Below are 24,882 nucleotides of genomic sequence, written 5' to 3' on the forward strand. Positions count from 1 at the left end.
TTGCATTAATTACGGACAGGACGGCTGGATAACAAATAGTCACTGTCATTGTCGATCACGGTCATGCTGGTATTACAGCAGGGAAAGACGAGTAATTTCTTTTTGCCCTCGCGGATGCGCACAAGCTCTTTGGGTTTGAGGGGGAGCAGTACGTTGCTTGCATGACAGTAGGGACATTGCTGTACATAGATGTCTCCCATCACAATATCGTAAGGCCAGCTGTTCTCAAACGGAATCATTCTTGTTCGCCCTCTGGTGCGGAAGGTTTGGAGGTTTCTTGTTTGGCAAGCTCTGCAATCTTCTGCATCAGGATATGTTGCGGCATGTGCATCAGGTGTTCCAAAGGTACGCCCAGGGATTCTGCTAATTTGACGGCTGTATCAGCCGATACTTGTAAAGGTTTCATACGTTTACCTCCTGAAAGTTGCTATAAGTATGTCTCTAGTATAGAGATATGACACGCATAAAACCAGTTTTTAATTCAATCCTAACCATCCAATTTATAGAGAGAGGTGCCTTATTAAATGAAAACGCCATTACACCCCGTATGGGATCTGGAGTCCATTTTTAGTGGGGGTTCTTCCTCCGAGACATTCGCTTCGTATCTGGTTGAACTGGAAGAGGATGTACGTAAACTGCAACAGCTGTTAAACGAAACAGCCGCACCGGCTTCATTAGAAGAGACGACAGCATTTGATCCCATTTTGGAACTGCTGCAAAGCTGTTATGTCCGCATATCGGAAGGTTCTGCGTTTGTATCCTGCCTCTCCTCACAAAACCAGAAGGACAAGAAGGCAACGCAGCTTCAGGGAGCCATCAGTTCTATTGCTGCGATGCTGAACGGCAGCAAATCCAAGTTCGACAATACACTCAGTCAGACATCAGATTCGGTGTGGGACGCTTGGATTGCTCGGGAAGATATTCAGCCGCTGGCATTTGTATTAAACGAGAGCCGCACGCTGGCTCGTGAGAAGTTGTCGCCTGAACTGGAAGGGCTTGCTCTGGATCTGGGTGTGGATGGTTACCATGGTTGGGGCAAATTCTATAATACGATTGTCAGCAAGGTAAACATTCCATTTGAGCAAGATGGGGAAACGGTGATGCTGTCCGCTGGACAGGCTGCCAACAAGCTGAGTGATAGTGATCGGAATGTACGCGAGACGGTATTTGCAAACTGGGAACAAGCTTGGACTGATGTCGAAGATTTCTGCGCAGACACGTTGAACCACCTCGCAGGATTCCGTCTGAAGTTATATGAGAAACGTGGCTGGGATGACATCCTCAAGGAACCTCTGGCTATCAACCGGATGTCACGTAAAACACTGGATACGATGTGGGATGTAATTAATGGGGCCAAACCTGCGCTTGTTCAATATCTGGAGCGTAAGGCAGAATTGCTCGGGGTAGACAAGCTCAGCTGGAGCGACGTAGATGCACCTGTAGGTAAGTCGAGTGGCAAAATCACCTACGATGAGGCAGCCATCAATATTGTTGAACAGTTTGCCAAGTTCAGTCCTAAACTTTCTTCTTTTGCAGAGATGGCTTTTGAGAAACGCTGGATCGAAGCAGAAGACCGTCCAGGTAAGCGTCCAGGTGGATTCTGTACGTCTTTGCCACTTAGCAAAGCAACCCGAATTTTCATGACCTTCTCCGGGACACCATCCAATGTGTCGACTCTTGCGCATGAACTTGGTCATGGGTATCATCAACACATTATGGAAGAGTTGCCTGCATTGAATCAACGTTATGCCATGAATGTGGCTGAGACAGCGTCCACTTTTGCTGAATTGATTGTAGCGGATGCTCTGGTGCAGGCAGCAACAGATGAGCAAGAGAAGCTGGCTTTGCTGGAAGACAAGATACAGCGGAGTGTGGCTTTCTTTATGAATATCCATGCCCGGTTCCTGTTTGAAAATCGTTTCTATGAACAGCGCAAAAAAGGCCTGGTGAATGCGGATGAGCTATCCAAATTAATGGTAGAGGCACAGCAGGAAGCATTCTGCGGCGCGCTTGCCTCAGATCATCCTCATTTCTGGGCATCCAAACTGCATTTCTATCTCACAGGTGTACCATTCTATAACTTCCCATACACGTTTGGGTACATGTTCAGTGCTGGAATTTATGCGAGAGCACAGCAAGAGGGAACAGCATTTGCAGATAAATACGATGATTTGTTGCGGGATACGGGACGAATGACGGTCGAAGAACTTGCTCAGAAACATCTGGGCACGGACCTGACACAACCGGATTTCTGGCAAAATGCTGCGGACTTGGTTATTGCCGATATTGAGCAGTTTTTGCAAATGACAGCACCCCAAAAATAGGTTGAACATATATGAAAGAGGCTGCAATTCCGTGTTAACAGACACAGGAGTGCAGCCTCTTTTTGTTTTACGATCCTGATTTTCTGCTTTTAAATATTTTGTCGCAAATAAACGAAAAAACTCACTTTAAGGAGGGGGAATGGCAATTAATTGTGCAAATCATAGTTAAAAATACCCAAGTTTGCCGTTGTTTGTTGAACGCGCACATATGATGTCATATAATGAGTCGTAAGTCCTTATCGAATAGGACTATAAGCATGTAGGAGGAGTGTTATTATGAAAATTGACCAGCTTTCTTTAGCACGGCAGTTAGATTTGGTATTTAAAGAGCTTGATCATGAGTTGTCAGGGTTAGATTCAGGGGTAGTTTTTGTGCAAATACGAAATAACGTAATTGGGAAGTTTGGTATTCGACATAATCCGATAACTGGACGGGATGGGCAGATGGATGCGGAGGAAGGGGGACTAAACGAAACCCAAAGAAATTCTTTTCGGGCGATGGCACTGGAAACGCTGAAATTTAAACGCAATTGGACACATGGTGAAATATCGTACGATTTCGGATTAAGACAAGGTATGATTTTGGTAGATGCAACGATGGAGTCTAATTACAATATGGCGAGCTTGATGATTCGTTACCCTAGAACCAATACATACAAGGATACAGATATGGAGTCGACCTCATAATTCGTTGGACCAAAAAAAGCGGCACTTCCGAAGAAGGCCGCTTTTGCTACTTTGGGATTCTGCTTAGTCTCAAGCAATCATTACGAGCTTACGAACGACCCGATAATTGCTGCTCAGCGATTTGCACCAGACGTTTCGTGATGTATCCACCCAGAGAGCCTGTCTCACGGGAAGTATAGTTACCGTAGTAACCATCTTGTGGAATCGTTACACCCAGCTCTTGTGCAGCTTCAATTTTCAATTGTTGCAATGCTGCAGTTGCTTGGGGAACGACCAGGTTGTTGGAGCGGCTACCGCTACCTTGGTTTTGACCTCCGTACATATGTGTCACCTCCTTATGGGTTGGTGATGTTAGTATGGTTAGAGAATAAGGAAATATACATGATATGGCGTAAGGGAATATATGGGTAATTCACATTAAACAGAACATAATAAAAGCCGACCCAATGCGGGTCGGCAAGTTGTATAAGAATATCAAAATAGTTGTTGAGATTCGTACAATGCGTAAAAGCAGTATAGAGGGTAATCAGCTCGTTTAGTCTGTAGGAGGTATAACCTCAATACGTGTAAATAGCTCAACAGGCTGTTCCGGTTCCAGGCGAATCAACCCGGTTTCCTCATCCGATAAAGCCAAATTCGGTGCATCCGGGAGCCAAGTGTATGGTTCAATGCACAAGAACTGATCGGACTCACCTTTGGTGAAGAGAACCCAGTGTTTGAAAAATGCTTCATCTGCTGAATACTTCAAGGTATATCCATCTCGTCTGCGTAGGTACGCCGTAGCAGGTTCACCTTCGGTAGCTTTCAACAAGGTATCCCAGTTACGTCCCTGCAAGTTGATGCCATCGTTAAGAGCAGACCATTCTCCCAGGGATTCCAGTTCACCTGTCGGTAGTTGTTCTTCATTCTGTCCGTATATGCCGGAAACAGGGAGCTGCAGTGTCCAGTCGGCAGGTTTGCCGTCTAACAAAAACCATGTATGATATCCCATCCCAAAAGGAGCAGGCGTTGAGCTCAGATTGGTAACTCGCAGACGCTGGCTGAATACAGCGTTTTGCAGGCTGAACGTCATCTCAAGTTTCAGGGGAATGGGGAATTGAGCCATCCAGTGTTCTTCATTTTCAGTCCGTAATTCGGTCGTGATTGCACAGCCGTCTTCATCTTCCTCAATGTCACTGACACACCAGGATTGGGTACGATGGAGGCCGTGAATATGGTTGTCATTCGCCGTGTTCTGATCGAACTGGTACCCAACACCTTCATATTCGAATTGTCCCCGATGAATGCGTCCTGGTGGAATCAGGAGAGGGACGCCAAAATGGTACGGCTTCTGCAGATAAAAGGCAAGATCGTCTTCATCCGGACGGCGGACGACATCTCGGTCCTGCACTAAATCGCGAATAGAAATAATATTATTCCCAAGACGCGGCAGCAGGGTGATTTCCAATTCACGGCTATGTAGGATATACGTGTCGTAACCATTCCATTGGCCTTTGGTCACTTGTTTCATATCGATGCTCCTTTTCCCACTTGAAATCTGTCTGCAAGCAGTGTTTGATAATTGTACTGATGCAGGCGTGTCATTGTGTACATGCCAGCTATTTCCTGCGCTGCTTCGTGTGAAGCAGGCTTTAGAATAAGCAATTCCATCATAACAGATTTTGATGTCTCGGGTAAAAAAGTTCAACTCATTTTGACATTCGCGCCTTTGCGCATTAAGATGGAACTCTGAAAGCATTTATTCAATCAAATGACATGAAATCGATGACAGGGATAAGTAGGCCAAGAGAATCCTCTTCAGAAAGCCGGTGGTAGATGCGAACCGGTGTGAGCTCTTTACCGAATGGACCCTTGAGTGTGGATTTGAACAGGCTAAGCCAGAGAAGGGCTTGCCCCATTAGAGTCTGCCGTATAATCCACGTTACGGAACAATGAAGGCATTTCTTCAGCTTGACTAGATTAAGGGTCAGGGCAGTAGGAGAAAAGCGAATAAGGGTGGCACCACGGTCTCACGTCCCTTGCGGATGTGAGGCCTTTTTGCGTTCGCAGAGAATGACAGGAGCTGCTTTATATATAATCAGGGAGGCGTTATGTGCAATGAAAACAGTACTTTCAGGTATTCAACCAAGCGGTAAGCTCACATTGGGCAACTATATTGGCGCAATCAAAAATTTTGTAAAACTCCAGCATGACTATCAATGTCATTTCATGGTAGTTGATCTTCATGCAATCACCGTGGCTCAGGAGCCAGCAGCATTGCGTGAGCAGTCGGAAGCGGTAGCTGCGCTATTCCTTGCAGCAGGTATTGATCCTTCGAAATCTAACGTATTTCTTCAATCCCATGTACCACAACACGCAGAATTGGGCTGGTTGATGACGACGCTGACCTCCATGGGTGAGCTTGAACGCATGACTCAGTTTAAGGATAAATCATCCGGTAAAGATTCCGTGGGTGCGGGACTATTCGTGTATCCATCATTAATGGCAGCTGATATTTTGTTATACAATGCTGATCTTGTACCGGTAGGTGAGGATCAGAAGCAGCATCTGGAACTGACACGTGATCTGGCAGGACGTTTTAACCACCGCTATGGGGAGTACTTTACGATTCCTGATCCGTATATCCCACAGGTAGGTGCACGGGTAATGTCGCTTGACGATGCCTCTTCGAAGATGAGCAAAAGTAACCCTAATGCTGGTAGCTATATTGCCCTGCTGGATCCGCCGGATGTTATCCGCAAAAAAATCAGCCGTGCCACTACAGATTCGGGACGTGAAGTCGTATATGATCCGGCAAACAAACCGGAAGTTAGCAACCTGATGAGTATTTACGCTGAGTGTGCGGGTATGACGCTGAAGGAAGTCGCTGAGCGTTATGAAGGCAAAATGTATGGTCCTTTTAAAAAGGAACTTGCTGAAGTGGTTGTGTCTGTTATTGAACCGCTGCAACAACGATATAATGAGATTCGTGAATCTGGCGAATTGGCTGAGGTTCTGGATACGTCCGCTCGTCGTGCCGAAGAAGTTGCTTCTCAGACGCTGAGTGCGGTGAAAGAACGTATGGGGTTTGTCCCGAGACGTACGCTGTCGTAGTCTTGGAAGACAAGAAGTCTATATGTAACGGCATGAATAGTTAATATGAAAAAAGAGGAGTCCATTGAAGGACTCCTCTTTTTCCTATGTTCTGACTTGAGTTAAATACTGCTCAAGAAATAGGCTCTGAAGCCGCCGAGCGAACTTCCTGACGTTCTTTTTTGGCGCGAATTACAAAACCCCAGCCAATGTTGGCAACAGACAGGACAAACATTAAAGCAGCGAACCAGCCGGAGTATGAGATCATAATGGCTGAAACCGTTAACAAAACAATCGAAGAGAATGCGAACCATACGGATAGACCTTTGCTCATTGGGAAAAACCTCCATCTACAAATTTAGTAAAACTCCGTATAACCTGTAGCCTGCGAGCCATAATAATCTTGCAAGCTTGCAATTACATTACAGACACAGATTGAAGGGAGATTATAAATATGGCTCAAGGATCTCGTTCTAACAACTTGGTGGTACCTCAGGCAAATTCAGCACTGCAACAATTGAAAATGGAAGCTGCACAGGAACTGGGTGTAACTATCCCTCAAGACGGGTACTATGGTAACTATACTTCCCGTGAAACAGGATCTTTGGGTGGATATATCACCAAACGTCTGGTACAAATCGCTGAGCAGTCTTTGGCTGGGTCTGGCAAATAATTCATCCTAACCAACAGCAGTAAAAAAAGGATAAACAGAAAGCCCGGGGCGGAAACGCTCCGGGCTTTCTCGCGTATCAGTTCCTATGTCTGATTGTGCCTTGCCGTGCTCACTTCGTCAAGGGCGTGCGGATAAAAGTTTTTTATCCATCTTCTCATCACTTAACCAGCCTACATACGTATCAATCGTTTCAAAATTCCGATCCATCACAATTACCGCGACAAATGGATATTGCTTCCGGTGTCGATAACGTACATCTGCCCAGCGGACCTTGTAACCGGCAGGCAGTTCTTCAACCTCTGCCACCGCATAGGAGGTGAAATAGAGGAAAGCACTGACTTCCGGTGATTTGCGTGAAGCGGCAACGGCCGCATGAGTAGAAGACGAGGCGTGCAGATTCCATGCCAGATTAGAACCATCCATTTTACCGATCACATAACTGCCGTCCTTCACTCGTTTAACCACATGCCAGCGGTTCCAGGAGATCGTTGGAATGACGATGTATTTTGCCTGTTCTGGGCTGTTATCAAGACGTCTAACTTTTCTGGCCGCTTGGGCACGAGCAATCGTTCGCCATATATAATATAGACTGGTCAAACTATACAACGTAACGAAGAGTGGCGCAGGGGCGATCAGATCAAAGGCCCATAACAGGATAGCTACGACATGCGTAGTGAATAGAAACGGATCAAAAATATGAATAATGTTCCAGGCGATCCAGCGTTCCGTAAAAGGCCGGGCGGCTTGGGTTCCATAGGTGTTGAACAGATCGGTGAATACATGGACACCTACGGCTACAGCGGTCCAGGTGGCAACGTGTCCAATGGGGACGCCAGGGAATATCAGTGCGATGACGCCGGTGATGAGCAGAACCCATAACAGGAGAAATGGCAGGGAGTGTGACAAGCCCCGATGATTTCGAATATAAAGCGAATTGCTTTTGAGACGTAACGCAGTATCGATGTCAGGGGCCTGGGAACCGGCAATCGTGCCAACCATTACCGCGGCTGCAAGCATAGGGTTGGATGCAACGACAGGATCGACATATGCCAGACCGGCTAAACCAATCCCCATGACAAAATGTGTAGAGGTATCCATAAACGTCTCCTTTGTGTGGTGTATCGTTCTAAGGCATATTACTTCTCTATCTAGGTGATACCCATATATAGTGTATAATATCCGTCTGTCCGGATGCAAAACATCCCCAATTTCAAAGTTATGACAATAACCTGGTCCACACCCAATAAATGTACGTAGTTTGTCAAACTATTTCGGCATTTCCTGTGATAAACTTTATATCGGATAGTGAGCGGAATTTCGTCAGAGCCTACGCGTTCAGGATGTTCCATAAATATGTATGGGCATTGGTACGTCAAACCGTTACAATAATATAGAATCTCATAAAAAGTAGGTTTCCTGGAGTACATATGTCACAGTAGATGGATGAAGTTAAACAAACGTGTTTTTAAGTTCAAATATGTATGCGTATTCACAAAAGGAAGATACAGAAGGGACGAGAAAGATGCTGAAAAAGTACAAATGGACATGGATATTGCTTGGGCTCGCACTTATTATGGCTGTGTATCTGATGTGGGGCACCGTATTCGCCAGTAAGGAGAAATTACCCGAGATTCGCGAGATCCAATCCTTTTCCATGGAAAATGTAGATGGCAGTACGGTATCCCTGGAGGATACTCAAGGGAAGGTCCGTTTGTTCTACTTTTATTTCACCAGCTGTCCGGATGTCTGCCCTATTACGACGTTTACGTTATCCCAGGTGCAGGATCTGTTGAAAGAGGACGACACCTTTGGTAAAGATGTCTCGTTTGTATCCATTTCATTCGACCCCAAAGTCGATACAAGAGAGAAGATCAAGACGTTTGCGGACCGCTTCCATGCGGATTATTCCGGTTGGTACTTCCTGCGGGGGGATATGGACAAAACAAAACAGTTCGCCAGGGATTCTTTTCAGATCCTGATTGAAGGGGAGAATAAGGACGATTTTGCCCATATGAATATGATTGGCTTGGTGGATCAGAATAATCAGCTGCGCAAAGTATATAATGCGTTCAATACAGAGGATGTTGTGCCTGCTGTCATTGCTGAGGATATTCGCAATCTGATCAAGGAATAATGATCGGATACTACTCTATTGTAAAGGCTGCCTTCAGGTTGGATATCAACCGAAAGGCAGCCTTTTGGCATTTCTTTTTAAAAGGAAGGATGCTCAGGGTATTGAATGTATGTCTCTAACCCGGCTTTCTCCAGCTGGGCAATGATATACTCATCAGGTGTTCCTTCCACACCTGCATATCCTCGGCGTGTATACATCTGTACAGCATCCGGGAAAGCATCCCGAAGCACACCTCTAATTTTTTTGCCGGAACTGTCGTTATCCATAAATAAAAAGACTTCATCATAACCGACTTGCTTGCGCAGGGTTTCCAGTTTGAGTGAATTAAGTGTTCCAAACGTACATAGAATGTTGATCTCGGGACCAACCAGACGTTTCAATTTGCTTCGGTCATTCTTACCTTCCACAATGACATGAATAGGCATGGTATTCACCTCTTGTTCGAGAGCTTATGTCGACATTCCCCGGGAAATGTTGCAGCGAAAATCGACTGATTATATAAAATGGACTCCTTTTCTTTACACTGTTCACCACGCGGACAGGAGCACGTCTGATTTCTGAATTCTTCTTCACATACATCATGAATTAATTCTGATCAGTAGTGGCCGTTACGGTTACGGATCGTTCCTTCGATCGCTGTTGTCTCCAAATTTCTGATTGATTTTATTTTTTAAGGTTGAAATATGGAGACAAAGGCGAACGCTACCGCTTCTTCAAAATCGATTCCGTCCCCTTCACTACTTCCAATGATCGTCCATACCTAATGATGATATTTAAGAAAAAGATGAAATCTTGAAGTAGCGCTCATGCCCCCTAGGCCGTTCAGTTCGTGTGTAAACCATCAGTCCATTTTATATAGTTTAGCTGTAAATGGGGGAATGATGCAAAGCTTATGAAAATACTGGCCTAATTGCTGTCATAACGTTAGGGACACAGTGACTGATCAAAATTTAATTCAGTATACTTTTTGGATCAGACAGGGAAGCTTCGCTTCTGGATGTATAGTATGGAAGGAGCAGCATGCCAATCATTAACAAAAGAAACGCAATGAAATAGGGCGATAACCCGACACGAAGTTGTCCGGCTGTGATGGGGCCGATAAAAGAGCCGATGGATGTGGCAATGGATTGCAGCGAGAAAATGCGGCCCAATCTGCTTCCTCCGCTCAGACGGATAAATAAGGTAGCCATAGCTGGAAAAATAATGCCTTTGGACATCCCGAGTACAAATAATACGGTAGACAACGGGATTTGCGGAATGGCTGCCATCACAAAAAAACATAAGGACATCAGCAGTACACCCGCAACCAGACGCAGTTTGGGTGAATAACGATTGAGAAATAACATGCTCAGTGTGAAGAGAGCTCCAATACTGATTACGGAGAATAACAGGCCGGTAGACATGATGGAAGAATGCCCTCCTCCTCGAAGGGGTAACTCGAAGAAGAGGATCCCTTGAGCACAAGAGATAACCAGAGGCAGGGCAAAGTATCGCCAGGACACGGGCAGGAATGCACTTGTGGCACCTGCTGGTGAAACGTCAGGTTTGGCAGGTTCAGTTACTCTCTCATGTTGCTTGATGATGCCACGGGGCATTGTCAGGAGAGCAATGATACCTGTGAGAATAAGCAGATAGCCCAAACCTGAGAATGTAGCAGAGAATCCCATGGAACCCACAATGATCGCGCCGGCTGCGGGGGACACCACAGACGCGAGGGTATGTACTACCCCGTGTCCCGACATATACTTCCCCTGTTTCACCGGATCGCTGGATAACTGTGCAAGCAAGGCGAGACATGCCGGAGACAGGAAGGCCAGTACAAAACCGCTGATGGAACGCAGCGCGAGCAGTTGCCATGGTGTCTGGACATAGGCTTGCAGGAGCAGGATGACTCCTGCCCCGAGCAGACTGAAGACAATGTAGCGGCGACTGCCATGTTTATCGATTTGTGTTCCGGCAATGAGATTGCCAGGAAGATGCGTTAAGGAATAAATGCCCATCATCCAGCCAATGAAAGTAGGGGCGGCTCCCAGCGAGATGGCAAAAGGGGTCAGAATGGGATACTGGGCGTGCAGATCAAATACAGCAAGGAACAAAAACAGGTATAGCCAGATGGCCGTTTTCACATAAGCCCCTCCTTGTTAAGCGATGCATGTGCAAACTTCAGGTCTTGAACGTATTCCGTTCGCCAGCAGAACCTTATGGTACTACTTGTACGCCTGGCGGGACGAACTTAGACCGTTTATTTTTAAGGGAGAGGGCTTAGCTGACAGCGGCTTCGGAAATCATGTATAATATTCGGGAGTGTTACGAATGAATTCAAATACGGAAGGTGTAGTCATGAACATAGAAGTAATCAAAGAGTTTCTGATGCAGAACTGGTTGGTGATCGTGGTTGCGCTGATCATATTGTTCTTTGTTCTGAATGTGGTCAAAACCGTATTGAAATGGTTGATTGCCATCATCATTATTGCGGCTCTACTGATATACAGCGGCATCTCCATTGATCAGATCAAACAGACAGTGACAGACGTGCAATCCAGTACGATGGACACCTTGAAGAAGGAAGCAACCAGCATGATGCTGAAGGAAGCTTCCAAAGCAACATACGTCAAAGGGGCGGATGGAGCATTCGCCATCACAAGTCCCAATGTGGAGATTAAGGGCAGAACTCAATCCGATAAAGTTGATGTGACCTTCCGCGGAATTTCACTAGGCGAATGGAAACTCGACAATGAAACGATACGTACATTTGTCGAACAGGCACAGGAGAACAAAACAGCACCAGCATCGAAGTAAAGGGGGAATCGGTACGTGCTGCAGAATTGGCTGGACAGCCTGAAGGAATTGAATGGCATCACGATTATGCTGTTGCTGATTGTGGCTGCTTCATTGTTACAGGGTTGGTCCAGAGGAGCTTCACGTTCAGCAGGCAGACTCTTTGGTTTCCTGATGGATGGCATTATGGCGGTTATTGGTATTCTGTTGTCGATCGGTTTAACACTGTGGCTTGCGCCATATGTACAGCAGTGGCTGTCGGAGTATGCTTCAGCCATGCCTAACCGTGAGCTGAACCGGTGGGAACAGATGTATTATACGTTAATTACGGCGATTGCAGATTTTCCGCTAATGCGGTTCGCTGTATTATTTGTGCTTAGCTATGGACTCATCCGACTGATCCTCGGGTTTCTCTCTTCATTTATTTTTAGCAGCCGGCAGGGGTCAGCTGAGGAAAGTGCGCCGAAAGGTATGCTTAGTCGGCTGACGGGTGCAATCATTGGCACAATCATAGGCTCCGTCCGTGGAATGATAGTCATTGCCGTTTTGTTCATGATCGTCAGTCTTTACCCCGGGAGCATGTTCAGCCGATATGTGGAGGCATCTCCCATCTATATGCAAGGGGCCAAATCGGTTATCGAACCGTTGTCGGGTACGTTTATCAAGGACAAGCTTCCCGTATTTACGCAGGCTGTGCAGAAGGAACTGGGCGGCATCCTGCAACGCAAATATGAAGTCATTGACCACAATATTCCGACGGATATTGAATCTGCTGCGAGAGAGGTTGTCAAAGGCCGATCGACAGATGAGGCAAAGGCAAGAGCACTATACGACTGGGTAGGTTCACGCATTCAGTATGACTATGATAAAGTGGATGACTATGAACAAAAAGGCATATGGCATGAACAGAATCCGCAGAATACATTTGATACACGCAAAGGCGTATGTATTGATTATGCCCGTCTCTATGCTGTGATGGCCCGTTCACAAGGACTTGAAGTCAAAGTCGTTACAGGACTTGGATATAACGGACAGGGAGGATATGGTCCCCATGCATGGAATGAAGTGTATCTGAGTGATTCGGAGAGCTGGGTTCCGCTTGATCCGACATGGGCGATCAGTGGAGACTGGTTCAATCCTCCGAATTTTGCCGATACCCATCTGAAGGATCAATCAGCTTAACCATACAATGGACATGGGTACGTAATATGACGACGTTGCCAGGTTATCATGCCGGGAAGAATCAGTTGTAGCGGTATGCATCAAGTCATGAAAGAGGTAGGATGGATGAAAAAGCATTCCAATGAGAAGGAGGAACTTACAGACAAACGGCGATTTAGCTACCGAATGAATGTATTTTTCTTCGCTTCCTTTGTTATTTTTAGCGTTATTATCGTACGTTTGGCGTTTTTGCAATTTGTCGAAGGCCCTGAACTTAGTCAGGAAGAAGCAAGTAACATTACGAAGGATGTACCGCTTCCCCCTGTGAGAGGCACGATCTACGATTCTACAGGTGAGGTGAAGCTGGCATACTCCAAGCCCATTCAGTCGCTATACCTGACGCTGTATAAAAACTATGGGGATGTTGATGGGAAACCGAGTCCTAACATAGGGGAAGTGCAGGATATTGCAACCCGCTTGCATGATGTGTTCGAACAGTACAAGCTGAAGGATTCGGAGTCACTTACAGTGGAGCAGATCATTGAAGAGATGGACTTGAATTCACGTAAGGCGAACGGCTTCATGCCGCGTCTGATCAAGAGCGATCTGTCCGAAGAAGAAGTAGCTTACTTCCTGCAGCATAAGGATGAGTTCAAGGGCATTCAGATTGTTGAGGAGAGTGTGCGATTCTATGATCCGGATACAGTGGCGGTTCAGACCATCGGATATCTCAAGAAGTTCAGAAGCTCGAAATCCCTGAACAAATACAAAGAAGTGGACGAGGCCAACAAAGCGCAAACAGATCCGGGTCTGGTGTATACAGAGAACGAATTCGTTGGTTTTGATGGACTTGAACTGCAATATCAGGATGTACTGCGTGGCAAAAGCGGATATACGTCCGTCGATGTCGATTTGCGTAACTTGCCTGAAGGTGTAGCTGGTTCTACCCCGCCGGAGAAAGGTTACGACCTGATATCCAGCATTAACAAGAACGTTCAGGTGAAAACAGAACAGGCCATTCTGGACCAGTTGAGCTGGCTTCATCGTAACCCGGTTTCTGGTCGATTGCATCCGAATGCAAAGACCGGATTTGCAGTTGCGATGGAAGTGGATACGGGGAAAATCGTATCTGCTGCCAGTATGCCGGATTATGATACCAATGTATGGAGAACCGGCGGTATAAGCAATGAAGACTACGATAAAATAAAATATATCTATCAAAATGGTACGATCCGGGGCTTCCCGCCAGACGATACAGGCAAGCGTGCTGAGTCTGTAGTCTTGCTCGGTTCCACGATCAAACCGCTTAGCGTATTGATTGGTTTGAAAGAGGGTTTCTTTACGACCAATACCGTTTATCAGGATAGAGGTTCAACGACCTTTGGTGGTGACAACCGTAGAGTACAGAACTCATCAGGGCATGTGTATGGTGCGATGCGTCCGCATGATGCGATTCGTCATTCCTCCAACGTGTTCATGATTGACGAGATCGGGAAGAAGCTGTATTCGAAGTATGGTGCAGAAGGTATTGGTGTATGGGATGATTACATGAAGCAGTTTGGTCTTGGCGTGAAGACGGAAGTTGATCTGCCGAATGAATATCCTGGTTATTTGGAATATATCCGAAGTGAAGAGAGCTCCCTCACTAAACTTGTGTATGCTTCCTTTGGTCAGCAAGGAAAATACACAGCCATGCAGTTAGCACAGTACACCACGATGCTTGCGAACAAAGGAAAACGGATGGAACCACAATTGGTTAACGAGTTCCGGGATTCGGAAGGTAATGTGGTTGAGAAAGTTAAACCGAAGGTACTCAGCACGGTAGAGTTTAACGATGCCTACTGGAACGAGGTGCAACGAGGCATGGCTACCGAAGTTTCGGCATTTAGCGGCTTCCCTTATGATTTTGCCAGAAAAACAGGTACATCGACGCAACTCGTCGGCGGTAAACTGGTGGATAACGGGGTGTTTATCGCTTACGCACCACGTAATAATCCGAAGCTTGCTGTCGCTGTGGTTATTCCCGAAGGGGGCTTTGGTTCGAGCAGTGCGGCTCCAGTTGCGCGTGCGATCTTCGATGCGTATGACGAAGAATTCGGACTCGACGGTGTACCGAAAAAGGACAAAAATAAAGATTCAGAATCGGAATCAGGCACACAGTGATGTGAGATATTGATTACAGAGAGGACCCTATGGGTCCTCTTTTTTTGTTTTTATGCGGAGAATGGCTCCTAAGAATGAGTTAATTAGTTGCATTAATATGTAACCATATGAGCTATGCGACGTTTATATAAGGGAAGGGTAAACGCTTTTTTAAAGAACATGTTAACGTTGATATGTCAGTGCTTACATGTAGAACAGTAGATTGAATAATCGAATGGTTCTGATTACGAAAATGTAACCAAAAATTGAAAGACGTGACAGCTAACCTTTGGTAGACTTGGATGAGTAAGGATTAAATATCGGATGGATTACGTGCGCAATATGGATAATTATTTTATTTTTATAGAGGAACGGGAGAGGCTTAAGACGATGTTTAACCGATTGAAAAAGAAACCCATGACCGAGGAAGATGCACCCGTCAATAAGCCTTCCACCGCAAGGCTGAATCTGTTTTTTTTCGCGGCATTTGTCATATTTAGTATCCTTATTTTCAGGTTGGCCTTTGTGCAGTTTGTGGAGGGGCCTGAACTGACGTATATGGAAACGAGTCGTAATACCAAAGATATTCCGCTGGCACCTGTTCGTGGTCCCATCTATGATGCGACGGGAGAAATTGCGCTTGCTTACTCGGAACCTGTACAGTCGCTCTATGTGCTCTTATATGAGGATTATCGGAACGATGAACGCAGGCAGGAAGCAGAGGAACTGGCACATGATCTGGCCGCTGTGTTTAAGCAGTTTAATCCAGGGGACAAGGAACAGCCGGATGCAGAAGAGATCATTAAACGACTGGATCTGGATTACCAGAAAACGTTCGGATATGTGCCGAGGCTGGTGAAGTCGGATCTGTCGACCAAAGAGATCGCTTTTTTCATGGAGAAAAAAGCGGAATATCCAGGCGTGATGGTGCTGGAAGAGAACATACGGAAATATGACCCGGATGGTGTAGCGGTTCAGGTTGTCGGTTACACAAGAGAGTTCAAGCGGGCACCAGACAGCCTTGCCAAATATAAGGCCATCCGCGAAGGGGGAAGTACCCAGCGTGATCCTGGTCTTGTATACCATGAGGAGGAGAAGGTTGGCTTCGATGGATTGGAGCTTCAATACCAGGAGGAACTTCGTGGACGAAGCGGCTACCAGTCCATTGATATTGATGCACGTAATCTGCCGGATGGAACGATGCTCCAGACTCCACCGGAGAAAGGCTACAGTCTGGTTTCCACCATCAACAAGGAAATTCAGATGGCTGCACAAGAGGCGATTACGGACGAACTGCGCAGACTCCCGAAGGCGATTACGGGGTATGCAGTAGCCATGGAAGTGGATACGGGAAATGTGGTGGCTATGGCGAGTATGCCGGATTATGATCCGAATGATTGGGATTATGACAAAATTAAATATGTATTCCGGAACGGCACCACTGAGTCGTTCCCGCCGAATGATGCCAAGCCTAGTCGAGCGGAATCCGTAGTACTTCTTGGATCGGTTATCAAACCACTAAGTGTGCTGATTGGATTGAAAGAGGGGTTATTTACAGCCGGACAGACTTATCATGATCAGGGATATGCCATTCTGGGGAAAGACGGACGACAAGTGAAGAACTCGCATTCGGCTTATAATGGTTCTATTACGGCGAGAAGAGCGATTGAGAAATCCTCCAATGCCTTCATGATTGATATGGTGGGTAAACGTTTGTTACGTAATTATGGCTCGGATAAAGGAATTGATATCTGGGACAAACACATGAAGGAATTTGGCTTGGGTGTGTCCACCGGTGTAGATCTGCCTAATGAATTTCTGGGTAGGCTAGAATATAATAATAAAGACGAATCAGCACTAACACGTTTGGCATTTGCCTCCTTTGGACAACAAGCCAAGTACACCACGATGCAACTCGCCCAATACACGACCATGCTTGCCAATAAAGGCAAACGGATGGAGCCTCACTTGGTGAAGGAAATTCGTGATGCGGATGGCAATGTGGTGAAAAAAATTAAGCCTAAGGTGCTCAACGAAGTTGATTTTGCCGATGCGCACTGGAATGAAGTTCATAAAGGTATGGTTACCAAAGTAAGTTCATTTGACGGTTTCCCTTACGATTATGCTCGGAAAACAGGAACATCAGAGCAGGGGACCGGACCGAACAAGAAAGAGAATGGTGTATTTATCGCCTTTGCACCACGGGATAATCCAAAGCTTGCTGTAGCTGTCGTTGTACCGGAAGGTGGGTTCGGGTCAGTGAGTGCCTCGCCAATCGCACGGAAAATTTTTGATGCATATGATGAAGTATATGGTCTCGATGGGACGCCGAAAGGGAAGAAAGACGAAGGCAAGGATAAAGAATAATGCAAAAGAAGCATTGCGGGAGTTAGCTCTTTTAACATCGTGACCAAAAGGTTCATGAAGTGAATTAAATGTATATTTGGACAGGCAGGGGAAATAATCCCTTGCCTTTTTTTTTAGCTTCGGATAAAATTTGCACAAGGGAAACATTATTAGTCTTGATTAAAACTTAATACCTTGTACAACAAAATTAGATGTGGACAATACTTTTAGGAGAGGGAAAGGGGACGATTGAATTGTTAAAGGTGAAGATGAGGAGCATTCAGAGGGGGTTCATAACACTAGCAGCTCTGGCTCTGGTTGTTGTTCTTGCGGCATGTTCAAGGGATGCAGAGACTGGCAGCGGCAAGCTACAAGTAACCGCTACAACAGGCATGATCGCTGACGTAGCACGTGAGGTAGGCGGAGCATATGTTGATGTTACCGGGCTCATGGGCCCGGGCGTTGACCCCCACTTGTACAAGGCATCCCAAGGTGATATTCGCAAGCTGGAACAAGCAAAAGTCATTTTCTATAATGGACTGCATCTCGAAGGCAAAATGACAGACATTTTGGAGAAAATGTCCTCAAGCAAGCTGGTTACAGCCGTTACAGAGAGCATTCCAGTCGAGGAATTACACTCAGGCAAAGATACAGGCGGCACGGAATATGACCCACACGTCTGGTTTAACGTCAGCCACTGGATGCATGCGGCAGAAGCCGTACGCGATACGCTCGTGAAGGCGGACCCGGACCATGCGGAAGAATACAAGGCTCAGGCAGAAGCCTACCTGGCGAAGCTTGAAGAGTTGGATGCCGAGGTACGTGAGAGGATTTTGCAGATTCCGGAAGGAAGCCGGGTATTGGTTACGGCACATGATGCATTTGGATATTTCGGTCAGGCTTATGGCATGAAAGTGATGGGGCTTCAGGGCATCAGTACAGCAGCCGAATATGGTGCAAAAGATGTTAGCGAACTGAGAGATTATCTCGTGGATAACCATATCAAAGCTGTGTTTGTTGAATCGAGTGTGCCTGCCAAAGCGATGGAAGCCATCATTGCCGGAGCAGCTCAAAAAGGGCATACGGTCAGCATTGGTGGAGAACTGTTCTCGGATGCCATGGGGGCTGAAGGAACGGAAGAAGGCACATATATCGGTATGATTCGCCACAATGTTGAGACGATTGTAGAAGCCCTGAAATAAAGAAATCCGATGAAGAGAGGAGTTACAGGATTATGAATGATACCATTTTATCGCAACAAACTCCTACGAATCTGAGCAACAGCCATTTGCAGGGAACGCAGCCTACGTCGGCTCCTCTTAGTGTGAGGGATTTGGCCGTTGCCTATCACAAAAAGCCGGTGCTTAGCAGCGTATCCTTCGATATCCCGGAAGGACAGCTCATCGGAATACTGGGACCGAATGGAGCAGGAAAATCGACCCTGATCAAAGCCATTCTGGGACTGGTACCGAAGATGCATGGCGAGGTACGGATCTTCGGACAATCGTACCGGGAACAACGTCGCCGCATCGGTTATGTACCCCAACGGGAATCGGTCGACTGGGATTTTCCTACGCATGCACTCGATGTGGTGATGATGGGACGGTATGGTCATCTGGGCTGGTTCCGTCGTCCGGGGAAAAAGGAGCGGGACCTGGCAGCACACTGCCTGGAGCAAGTCGGGATGGGCGATTATATGTACCGCCAGATCAGTCAGCTGTCCGGTGGACAACAGCAGCGTGTCTTTCTGGCACGGGCACTCGTGCAAGACGCAGATCTGTATTTCATGGATGAGCCATTTGCAGGTGTGGATGCTACCACGGAGAAAGCAATCATTTCCCTGTTGGAACAGTTGAAGAAACAAGGCAAGACGGTACTGGTTGTTCACCATGATCTGGCGACAGTTGAGGAGTACTTCGATCACGTGCTGTTGCTTAATGGACGATTGGTGGCAGGTGGGCCGACAAGTGAAGTATTTGTACCAGATACACTGCAAGAGACGTACGGAGGCCGGATTGCCATGATCGGAAGCCGGACGGAGAAAGGCAAGGTGTAGTGCATGTGGAACTGGATCGTTGCCATCTTGTCCGACCCCAATACACGCTGGATCTTGCTAGGCTGTCTATTGCTTGGATTCAGTAGTGGAATTATTGGCTCCTTCACCTTCCTTCGTAAGCAGAGTCTGATGGGGGACACCCTTGCCCATGCCGCTCTGCCTGGGATCTGTATTGCATTTATGTTGACGGAAACGAAGTCTGTAGGATTATTCCTGTTTGGTGCGCTGGTGGCTGGTATCGTTGCTACCTTCGGAATTTCGTGGATTACGCGCTACTCCCGGATCAAGCAAGATGCGGCGATGGGCATTGTGTTGACCGTATTTTTCGGGATTGGTGTAGTGATGCTGACACGTATCCAGCATGGAGCGAGCGGAAGCCAAAGCGGACTTGATAAATATTTGTTTGGGCAGGCGGCATCCATGGTCATGACGGATGTGTATGTCATGGGGGGCGTATGTCTCGTGCTACTGATCGCCTGTCTGGCTTGGTTCAAGGAATTCAAACTGGTCAGCTTTGACCCGGGATTTGCACGAGGTATGGGACTGCCAGTGGCCATGTTAGAGCAGCTCATCCTGCTCTTGACGGTGATCGCGGTGGTGGCCGGAATTCAGGCGGTGGGTGTCGTACTTGTTGCAGCCTTGCTGGTAACGCCTGCAGCAGCGGCACGTTGCTGGACCGACTCACTTGCACTGATGGTGGTGTTGGCAGGCATATTTGGTGCACTGAGCGGTGCAACAGGGACCATCTTCAGCACGCTTATCCCTAATCTGCCGACAGGACCTGTAACCGTTCTTGCGGCTACGCTACTCTTTGCCGGTTCGGCCCTGCTGGCTCCGCGTCGTGGATTATTAGCAAGGCGGTTGCGCAGTATTCAGGCCAAATCCGCGTATATGCGTGAAGAGCGGGCTACACTTCAGACTCTCGCCACACAGCGGAATCAGCAGGAACGGGGGGAGATGTAATGGCAACGTTTTGGATTATCTTAACGGCTGTATTGGTATCTTCTGCTTGTGCCATCCTCGGTTGTTTTCTGATTTTGCGGCGAATGGCTCTGGTCGGGGATGCGATAAGTCATGCGGTTCTCCCTGGTATTGCGATTGCTTTCCTGTGGAGCGGTTCCAGAGATTCTTTGTGGATGCTGCTCGGTGCCACCGTGTTTGGACTACTGACCGTGTTCTTCATACAGAGTTTGCAGGCAGGGGGACTCTCGTCTGATGCCTCCATCGGAATTGTGTTCACAGCACTCTTCGCCGTAGGGGTCATTCTCATTAGTTTGAACGCTCAGCACATTGATCTGGATCTGGACTGTGTCTTGTTCGGCGAGATCGCTTATGTACAGTGGGATACACTAACCCTTGGAGGTACGGATGTCGGGCCGAGAGCAGTCTGGATGCTGGGCATCACTTTGCTGGTCATCCTCGTCGTCATTGGGCTGTTCTACAAACAGTTCAAGCTATGTGCCTTCGATCCGGCGCTGGCTGCGGCCTGCGGTATTCCAGTAGTGTTGTTCCACTATCTACTCATGGGACTCGTTTCCATGACATCCGTAGCTTCATTTGAAAGCGTTGGTTCGATTCTCGTGGTGGGCATGTTGATTGTACCTGCGGCGACGGCTTACCTGCTCACAGATCGTCTGGGGAAAATGATTCTGTATGCCGTCCTGATCGGGGCAGCTTCCTCGGTTGGAGGTTACATCATGGCATACGCTCTGGATGCTTCCATCGCGGGCTGCATGGTGGCGGTTGCTGGAATTCTGTTTGTTCTCGCACTGCTGCTGTCTCCGAAACATGGTATCATATTCCGTTATGCTCGTCGCAAATTCGCAGCAAGGTAATTGAATTTCAAGTGAATTATAGGTGGGAAAAAGAAGATTATAACAAGCCGTCTGCAAGGCAGGCGGTTTTTTGCGTGTCTGGACGTATGACTTTTACAAAGGGCAACCGCATATAAGATATACAATATAAAAAGATATTGTAGCGTCATCCTGCCGATTACGGGTTATTTTGTTGCATACAGATGATCTGTGGTAAAATGTCGTTAGCTGTGACGTCCGGAGCGTCCGTTGTTACGGGTGCCGGGCGATCTTGTTGTGAAAGAATGTTTAAAATCAGATAAAGAGAACCTTTAAGTTGAAATGGAGAACCATTGTGGAACGGAGAGGGCAGAAAGGATCTAGAGAAGGGAAATTTGTTTATGAATTTCCTTCTTGATGGTAGGTGTTATGAGCTCTAAATACAAAGGTGATGTAGTGAAGGGGCGGAATCGATCTGAAGAAGCGATAGCGTTCGCCTGAAAGCTTTCTGCAAGAAAGCTGCTTCGAAAGCATACGCTGTCTCCGAATTTCTAACCCTTAAGAAGAGAGAATCTAGAAAATTTGCAGACAACAGCGATCGGAAGACGATCCGTACACGTAACGGTTACCTCGTATAATCTCAATACACTAAAGAAAAAGGTAATTCTAAAACAAAGATACTACGACTCGAAAGGTTTTCTGTCCGCGTAGTGCCTGAATGGATATCCATGAGTTCAATTTGGAGAGAGAGACAACCTAGGAGGAACTACTGTATGAGTGAACTGAAATACAAATTGCTTGCATTGGATATGGATGGAACATTGCTTAATGATAACCATGAAATTACGCAGGAGACCGCCAAGTGGATACAGATCGCCATTCGTCGGGGTGTACATGTGTGCCTTTCCACGGGAAGAGCAGTATTCCACGCGATGCCTTATGCGGTCCAACTTGGACTCGAGACACCGATGGTTACCGTTAACGGTAGTGAAGTCTGGAAAGCACCGCATGATCTGCATATGCGTCATCTGATGGACCCGGCATTGATTCGTCAAATGCAGGAGATTGGTGAGAAATATAACAGCTGGTACTGGGCATACTCCGTGGAAGAACTGTTCAATCGTGACCGTTGGACGGACAATATTGAAGGTCTGGAATGGTTGAAATTCGGCTTCAATACCGAAGTGGATGAAGTTCGTCACCAGATCATGATGGAACTGCAACAAATGGGTGGTCTGCAAATGACCAACTCCTCACCCGTTAATATTGAGATCAACCCTGCCGGGGTATCCAAAGCGAGTGGTGTAGCGGAAGTCTGCAAATTGCTGGGTATTGAGATGTCCGAAGTTGTTGCTGTTGGAGACAGTCTGAATGATCTGGCTGTCATTGAGGCGGTAGGTTTGGGTGTAGCTATGGGTAATGCGCAAGAGCAGGTGAAGGAAGCGGCTGATCTGATCGTAGCGAGTAACAATGAAGACGGCATCGTCGAAGTGATCCGTGAACATATTTTGAAGGGGGAGTAACCTTTGCTCGCAACCATTGCCTGGATTTTAATTGTGCTGCTGTTTGCAGTGGGGATGGCTGGAACGGTTTATCCTATACTGCCTGGTGCTGTAGCGATTTTCTTTGCGTTTCTGGTCTACGGCTGGTTCTTTAGTTTTGATCCGTTCGGTGTGTGGTTCTGGATCATCCAGATTCTGATTGTGGTTGTGTTGTTCGTGGCTGATTATGTCGTCAGCGCATGGGGCGTGAAGAAGTTTGGTGGCTCCAAGTTATCGACCACGCTCAGTACCATTGGTGTGATCATTGGCCCATTTGTCATTCCGGCATTCGGACTGGTATTGGGACCATTTATCGGTGCTTTTATCGGGGAACTAATCGGAGGGTCTTCACCTTCCAAAGCATCAAAAGTTGGATTTGGTTCCGTGGTGGGGCTATTTACGAGCACCGTGATGAAAATTATTTTGCAAATCGTCATGATTGTTCTCTTTATTATCTGGGTGGTAAGATTCGCCTAATTGTTCAGGATTAGCTTCAACGGGATGCATGTCCGGTGTGGAGGAAAGAAGGGGAATTCGTTTGTCTAAGAAAGAAACATTCATAAGGGGTACGCTCATTCTGGCGGCCGCTGCGCTGATCGCGAGAGTACTCGGATTGGTTCAACGGGTGCCGCTGGAGCATATCCTCGGAGACGTCGGTAACGCATCGTTTACGATCTCCAATACGGTATATTTAATGCTGTTAACCGTCGCAACGGCGGGCATACCGAGTACACTTAGCAAAATGGTATCGGAACGTTATGCGCTCGGACGCGCGGGTGAAGCCCAACAGATCTACCGTGCAGCCCTGATCTTTGCGGCTGTCGCCGGGGTAGTCATGTCTGCTTTATTGTGGTTCGCGGCTCCTTATTATGCCACGTATGTCTCCAAAGTACCGGCATCGGTCAGCGCCATTCGCGCATTGGCTCCAGCCTTGTTGCTGTTCCCGGCCATTGCGATGATGCGTGGATATTTCCAGGGACGCGGCAACATGACAGCAGGGGGTATTTCACAGATTGTGGAACAGTTTGCCCGTGTAGGTACAGCCATTATCGTGGCTTATGTCATGCTGCAATGGAATTACGATGATCAAACGATTGCTGCGGGTGCCTCATTTGGCGGGGTATTAGGAAGTGTGGGTGCCTTTGGTGTCATGTTGTACTTCACCTTAAAGCTGCGTCGTAGCGACCGGGCAGCCCAATTGAATTACGAACGTGCAGAGCAATTACCGATGCGCGGCATCTACAGTGATATCTTCAAGCTGTCTATTCCAATTGTGCTGTCCTCACTTGCGGTTCCTGCCATCAACTTCATTGATTCATCCCTTGTGGTACCACTGCTTAGTGGTCAGATCGGACTTGAAGAAGCAACAGGCGTTCTTGCGATCCTTGGGGCGAAGGCCCAAAGTATTGCGGGCATTCCTCCGATTCTCGCTATCGCTTTGAGTCAATCCTTGGTGCCTGTCATCTCGGCAGCATTTGCCCGCAAGGATGAGGCTCATCTGAAGAGTCAGGTTACGCTTGCCTTGCGTATTTCAATTCTGACAGGTATGCCGATTGTCATTGCACTATGTGCGGCGGCGTATTCGGTCAACGGATTGCTGTTTACCAATCTGGATGGAACGCCGATCATTGCCTTGCTGACATTCGGTACCATTTTCCAGATTACCATGATGACCACTAACTCCATTTTGCTTGGGGTAGGGAAACCGCGGATAACGATGGTCAGTGTCGCGGCAGGTGTTGTGATCAAATTGGTCGCAAGTCTGATTCTGGCGCCGATTTTTGGTATTTACGGCATCATTATTGCAACGGCACTGTGTTTCCTGGTTATCACATACCTGAATCTGCGTGTCCTGCGCAAAATCGTTGATTTCTCCATCATGGGAGATCGTTGGAAAGGGTTTATCATTACGGTCTTGCTTGCAGCAGGTGTAGGATTTGCAACGAACTGGATTGGAAATATGATTTTTGGACTGTTCCTGCCAGCGCGTGTATCCTTCTTGCTTACTTGCCTTGTGGTTGGTGTGCTTGTGGTGGTGGTGTATCTGGTTCTCATGGTTGTGCTGCGTGTACTGCGCAAGGACGAGCTGGGAAGTTACCCCCGTATTCTGCAAAAAATTCTCCGTCCACTTATGCGTCTCCAACGTGGAGCTGGGCAAAGAGCTTAAGAATGCGA

24 protein-coding genes and 1 other annotated feature are annotated in these 24,882 nt (G+C 47.1%); of the genes, 16 read left to right on the forward strand and 8 right to left on the reverse strand.

What is annotated here, in order from left to right:
• Positions 1-5: 5 nt before the first annotated feature.
• Together ACTHPG_RS21460 and ACTHPG_RS21465 are read right to left on the reverse strand one after the other, a co-directional pair.
• The gene (locus tag ACTHPG_RS21460; RefSeq protein ID WP_062324061.1) at positions 6-239 is read right to left on the reverse strand and encodes a hypothetical protein; all 234 of its coding nucleotides are present in this window, start codon (positions 237-239) and stop codon (positions 6-8) included.
• Entirely contained in the window at positions 236-406 is a 171-nt protein-coding gene (locus ACTHPG_RS21465; RefSeq protein WP_074096390.1) for a YycC family protein, read from the reverse strand. Before ACTHPG_RS21465 ends, ACTHPG_RS21460 begins: the two co-directional genes overlap by 4 nt.
• A gap of 118 nt (positions 407-524) precedes the next feature.
• On the opposite strand from ACTHPG_RS21465, the gene ACTHPG_RS21470 reads away from it, so the two are divergent.
• Positions 525-2,324 (forward strand): M3 family oligoendopeptidase, encoded by a 1,800-nt coding sequence (locus tag ACTHPG_RS21470; protein WP_440391455.1) that lies wholly within the window; start codon positions 525-527, stop codon positions 2,322-2,324.
• 273 nt (positions 2,325-2,597) lie between these two features.
• Positions 2,598-3,011 carry an O-methyltransferase gene (locus ACTHPG_RS21475; RefSeq protein WP_440391647.1) on the forward strand — a complete coding sequence of 138 codons (414 nt, stop codon included), beginning with the start codon at positions 2,598-2,600 and terminating at the stop codon, positions 3,009-3,011.
• Positions 3,012-3,099: 88 nt separating this feature from the next.
• Here ACTHPG_RS21475 and ACTHPG_RS21480 read toward each other — a convergent pair whose 3' ends face one another.
• Complete coding sequence (locus ACTHPG_RS21480; protein WP_017692382.1) at positions 3,100-3,333, reverse strand: alpha/beta-type small acid-soluble spore protein; 234 nt, start codon at positions 3,331-3,333, stop codon at positions 3,100-3,102.
• A 213-nt stretch (positions 3,334-3,546) separates the two neighbouring features.
• Positions 3,547-4,521 carry an aldose 1-epimerase gene (locus ACTHPG_RS21485; RefSeq protein WP_440391456.1) on the reverse strand — a complete coding sequence of 325 codons (975 nt, stop codon included), beginning with the start codon at positions 4,519-4,521 and terminating at the stop codon, positions 3,547-3,549.
• Between the two features lie 245 nt (positions 4,522-4,766).
• Positions 4,767-5,033 (forward strand) — a binding site (T-box leader).
• A 75-nt stretch (positions 5,034-5,108) separates the two neighbouring features.
• Between ACTHPG_RS21485 and trpS the strand changes: the two genes are divergently transcribed.
• On the forward strand, positions 5,109-6,104 hold the full coding sequence (trpS, locus tag ACTHPG_RS21490; RefSeq protein ID WP_440391457.1) for a tryptophan--tRNA ligase: 996 nt from the start codon (positions 5,109-5,111) through the stop codon (positions 6,102-6,104).
• A gap of 112 nt (positions 6,105-6,216) precedes the next feature.
• On the opposite strand, the gene ACTHPG_RS21495 is transcribed toward trpS, so the two are convergent.
• Complete coding sequence (locus ACTHPG_RS21495; RefSeq protein WP_440391458.1) at positions 6,217-6,417, reverse strand: hypothetical protein; 201 nt, start codon at positions 6,415-6,417, stop codon at positions 6,217-6,219.
• Between the two features lie 120 nt (positions 6,418-6,537).
• Between ACTHPG_RS21495 and ACTHPG_RS21500 the strand changes: the two genes are divergently transcribed.
• Complete coding sequence (locus tag ACTHPG_RS21500; protein ID WP_024634589.1) at positions 6,538-6,756, forward strand: alpha/beta-type small acid-soluble spore protein; 219 nt, start codon at positions 6,538-6,540, stop codon at positions 6,754-6,756.
• Between the two features lie 117 nt (positions 6,757-6,873).
• Here ACTHPG_RS21500 and ACTHPG_RS21505 read toward each other — a convergent pair whose 3' ends face one another.
• The gene (locus ACTHPG_RS21505) at positions 6,874-7,854 is read right to left on the reverse strand and encodes a metal-dependent hydrolase (protein WP_440391459.1); all 981 of its coding nucleotides are present in this window, start codon (positions 7,852-7,854) and stop codon (positions 6,874-6,876) included.
• A 424-nt stretch (positions 7,855-8,278) separates the two neighbouring features.
• Here ACTHPG_RS21505 and ACTHPG_RS21510 point away from each other — a divergent pair, with 424 nt between their 5' ends.
• On the forward strand, positions 8,279-8,890 hold the full coding sequence (locus ACTHPG_RS21510; RefSeq protein ID WP_192135858.1) for an SCO family protein: 612 nt from the start codon (positions 8,279-8,281) through the stop codon (positions 8,888-8,890).
• Between the two features lie 77 nt (positions 8,891-8,967).
• Here ACTHPG_RS21510 and ACTHPG_RS21515 read toward each other — a convergent pair whose 3' ends face one another.
• Both ACTHPG_RS21515 and ACTHPG_RS21520 read right to left on the reverse strand, forming a co-directional pair.
• Positions 8,968-9,315, reverse strand: a complete 348-nt coding sequence (locus ACTHPG_RS21515; RefSeq protein WP_062837991.1) for a toprim domain-containing protein — start codon at positions 9,313-9,315, stop codon at positions 8,968-8,970.
• Between the two features lie 525 nt (positions 9,316-9,840).
• Positions 9,841-11,016, reverse strand: coding sequence for an MFS transporter (locus ACTHPG_RS21520; RefSeq protein WP_440391460.1), 1,176 nt, complete (start codon positions 11,014-11,016; stop codon positions 9,841-9,843).
• A 187-nt stretch (positions 11,017-11,203) separates the two neighbouring features.
• Between ACTHPG_RS21520 and ACTHPG_RS21525 the strand changes: the two genes are divergently transcribed.
• From ACTHPG_RS21525 to ACTHPG_RS21575, 11 genes are all read left to right on the forward strand, one after another.
• The gene (locus tag ACTHPG_RS21525) at positions 11,204-11,689 is read left to right on the forward strand and encodes an ATPase (RefSeq protein WP_440391461.1); all 486 of its coding nucleotides are present in this window, start codon (positions 11,204-11,206) and stop codon (positions 11,687-11,689) included.
• 66 nt (positions 11,690-11,755) lie between these two features.
• Positions 11,756-12,850, forward strand: coding sequence for a transglutaminase domain-containing protein (locus tag ACTHPG_RS21530; protein ID WP_440391648.1), 1,095 nt, complete (start codon positions 11,756-11,758; stop codon positions 12,848-12,850).
• 105 nt (positions 12,851-12,955) lie between these two features.
• Positions 12,956-14,992: a peptidoglycan D,D-transpeptidase FtsI family protein gene (locus ACTHPG_RS21535; protein WP_440391462.1), complete on the forward strand. Its 2,037-nt coding sequence runs from the start codon at positions 12,956-12,958 to the stop codon at positions 14,990-14,992.
• A gap of 369 nt (positions 14,993-15,361) precedes the next feature.
• On the forward strand, positions 15,362-17,338 hold the full coding sequence (locus ACTHPG_RS21540; protein WP_440391463.1) for a peptidoglycan D,D-transpeptidase FtsI family protein: 1,977 nt from the start codon (positions 15,362-15,364) through the stop codon (positions 17,336-17,338).
• Positions 17,339-17,586: 248 nt separating this feature from the next.
• Positions 17,587-18,519 carry a metal ABC transporter solute-binding protein, Zn/Mn family gene (locus ACTHPG_RS21545; protein ID WP_440391649.1) on the forward strand — a complete coding sequence of 311 codons (933 nt, stop codon included), beginning with the start codon at positions 17,587-17,589 and terminating at the stop codon, positions 18,517-18,519.
• A gap of 32 nt (positions 18,520-18,551) precedes the next feature.
• Positions 18,552-19,373: a metal ABC transporter ATP-binding protein gene (locus ACTHPG_RS21550; RefSeq protein WP_440391464.1), complete on the forward strand. Its 822-nt coding sequence runs from the start codon at positions 18,552-18,554 to the stop codon at positions 19,371-19,373.
• A 3-nt stretch (positions 19,374-19,376) separates the two neighbouring features.
• Positions 19,377-20,336, forward strand: a complete 960-nt coding sequence (locus ACTHPG_RS21555; RefSeq protein WP_440391465.1) for a metal ABC transporter permease — start codon at positions 19,377-19,379, stop codon at positions 20,334-20,336.
• Positions 20,336-21,208, forward strand: a complete 873-nt coding sequence (locus tag ACTHPG_RS21560; protein WP_036673312.1) for a metal ABC transporter permease — start codon at positions 20,336-20,338, stop codon at positions 21,206-21,208. Before ACTHPG_RS21555 ends, ACTHPG_RS21560 begins: the two co-directional genes overlap by 1 nt.
• A gap of 731 nt (positions 21,209-21,939) precedes the next feature.
• Positions 21,940-22,689, forward strand: coding sequence for a Cof-type HAD-IIB family hydrolase (locus tag ACTHPG_RS21565; RefSeq protein WP_076253219.1), 750 nt, complete (start codon positions 21,940-21,942; stop codon positions 22,687-22,689).
• A 54-nt stretch (positions 22,690-22,743) separates the two neighbouring features.
• On the forward strand, positions 22,744-23,184 hold the full coding sequence (locus ACTHPG_RS21570) for a DUF456 domain-containing protein (RefSeq protein ID WP_047841365.1): 441 nt from the start codon (positions 22,744-22,746) through the stop codon (positions 23,182-23,184).
• Between the two features lie 61 nt (positions 23,185-23,245).
• Entirely contained in the window at positions 23,246-24,874 is a 1,629-nt protein-coding gene (locus ACTHPG_RS21575; RefSeq protein WP_440391466.1) for a putative polysaccharide biosynthesis protein, read from the forward strand.
• Positions 24,875-24,882: the final 8 nt, after the last annotated feature.

This window comes from Paenibacillus sp. SAF-068, assembly GCF_051967555.1.
Classification (GTDB): Bacteria; Bacillota; Bacilli; order Paenibacillales; family Paenibacillaceae; genus Paenibacillus.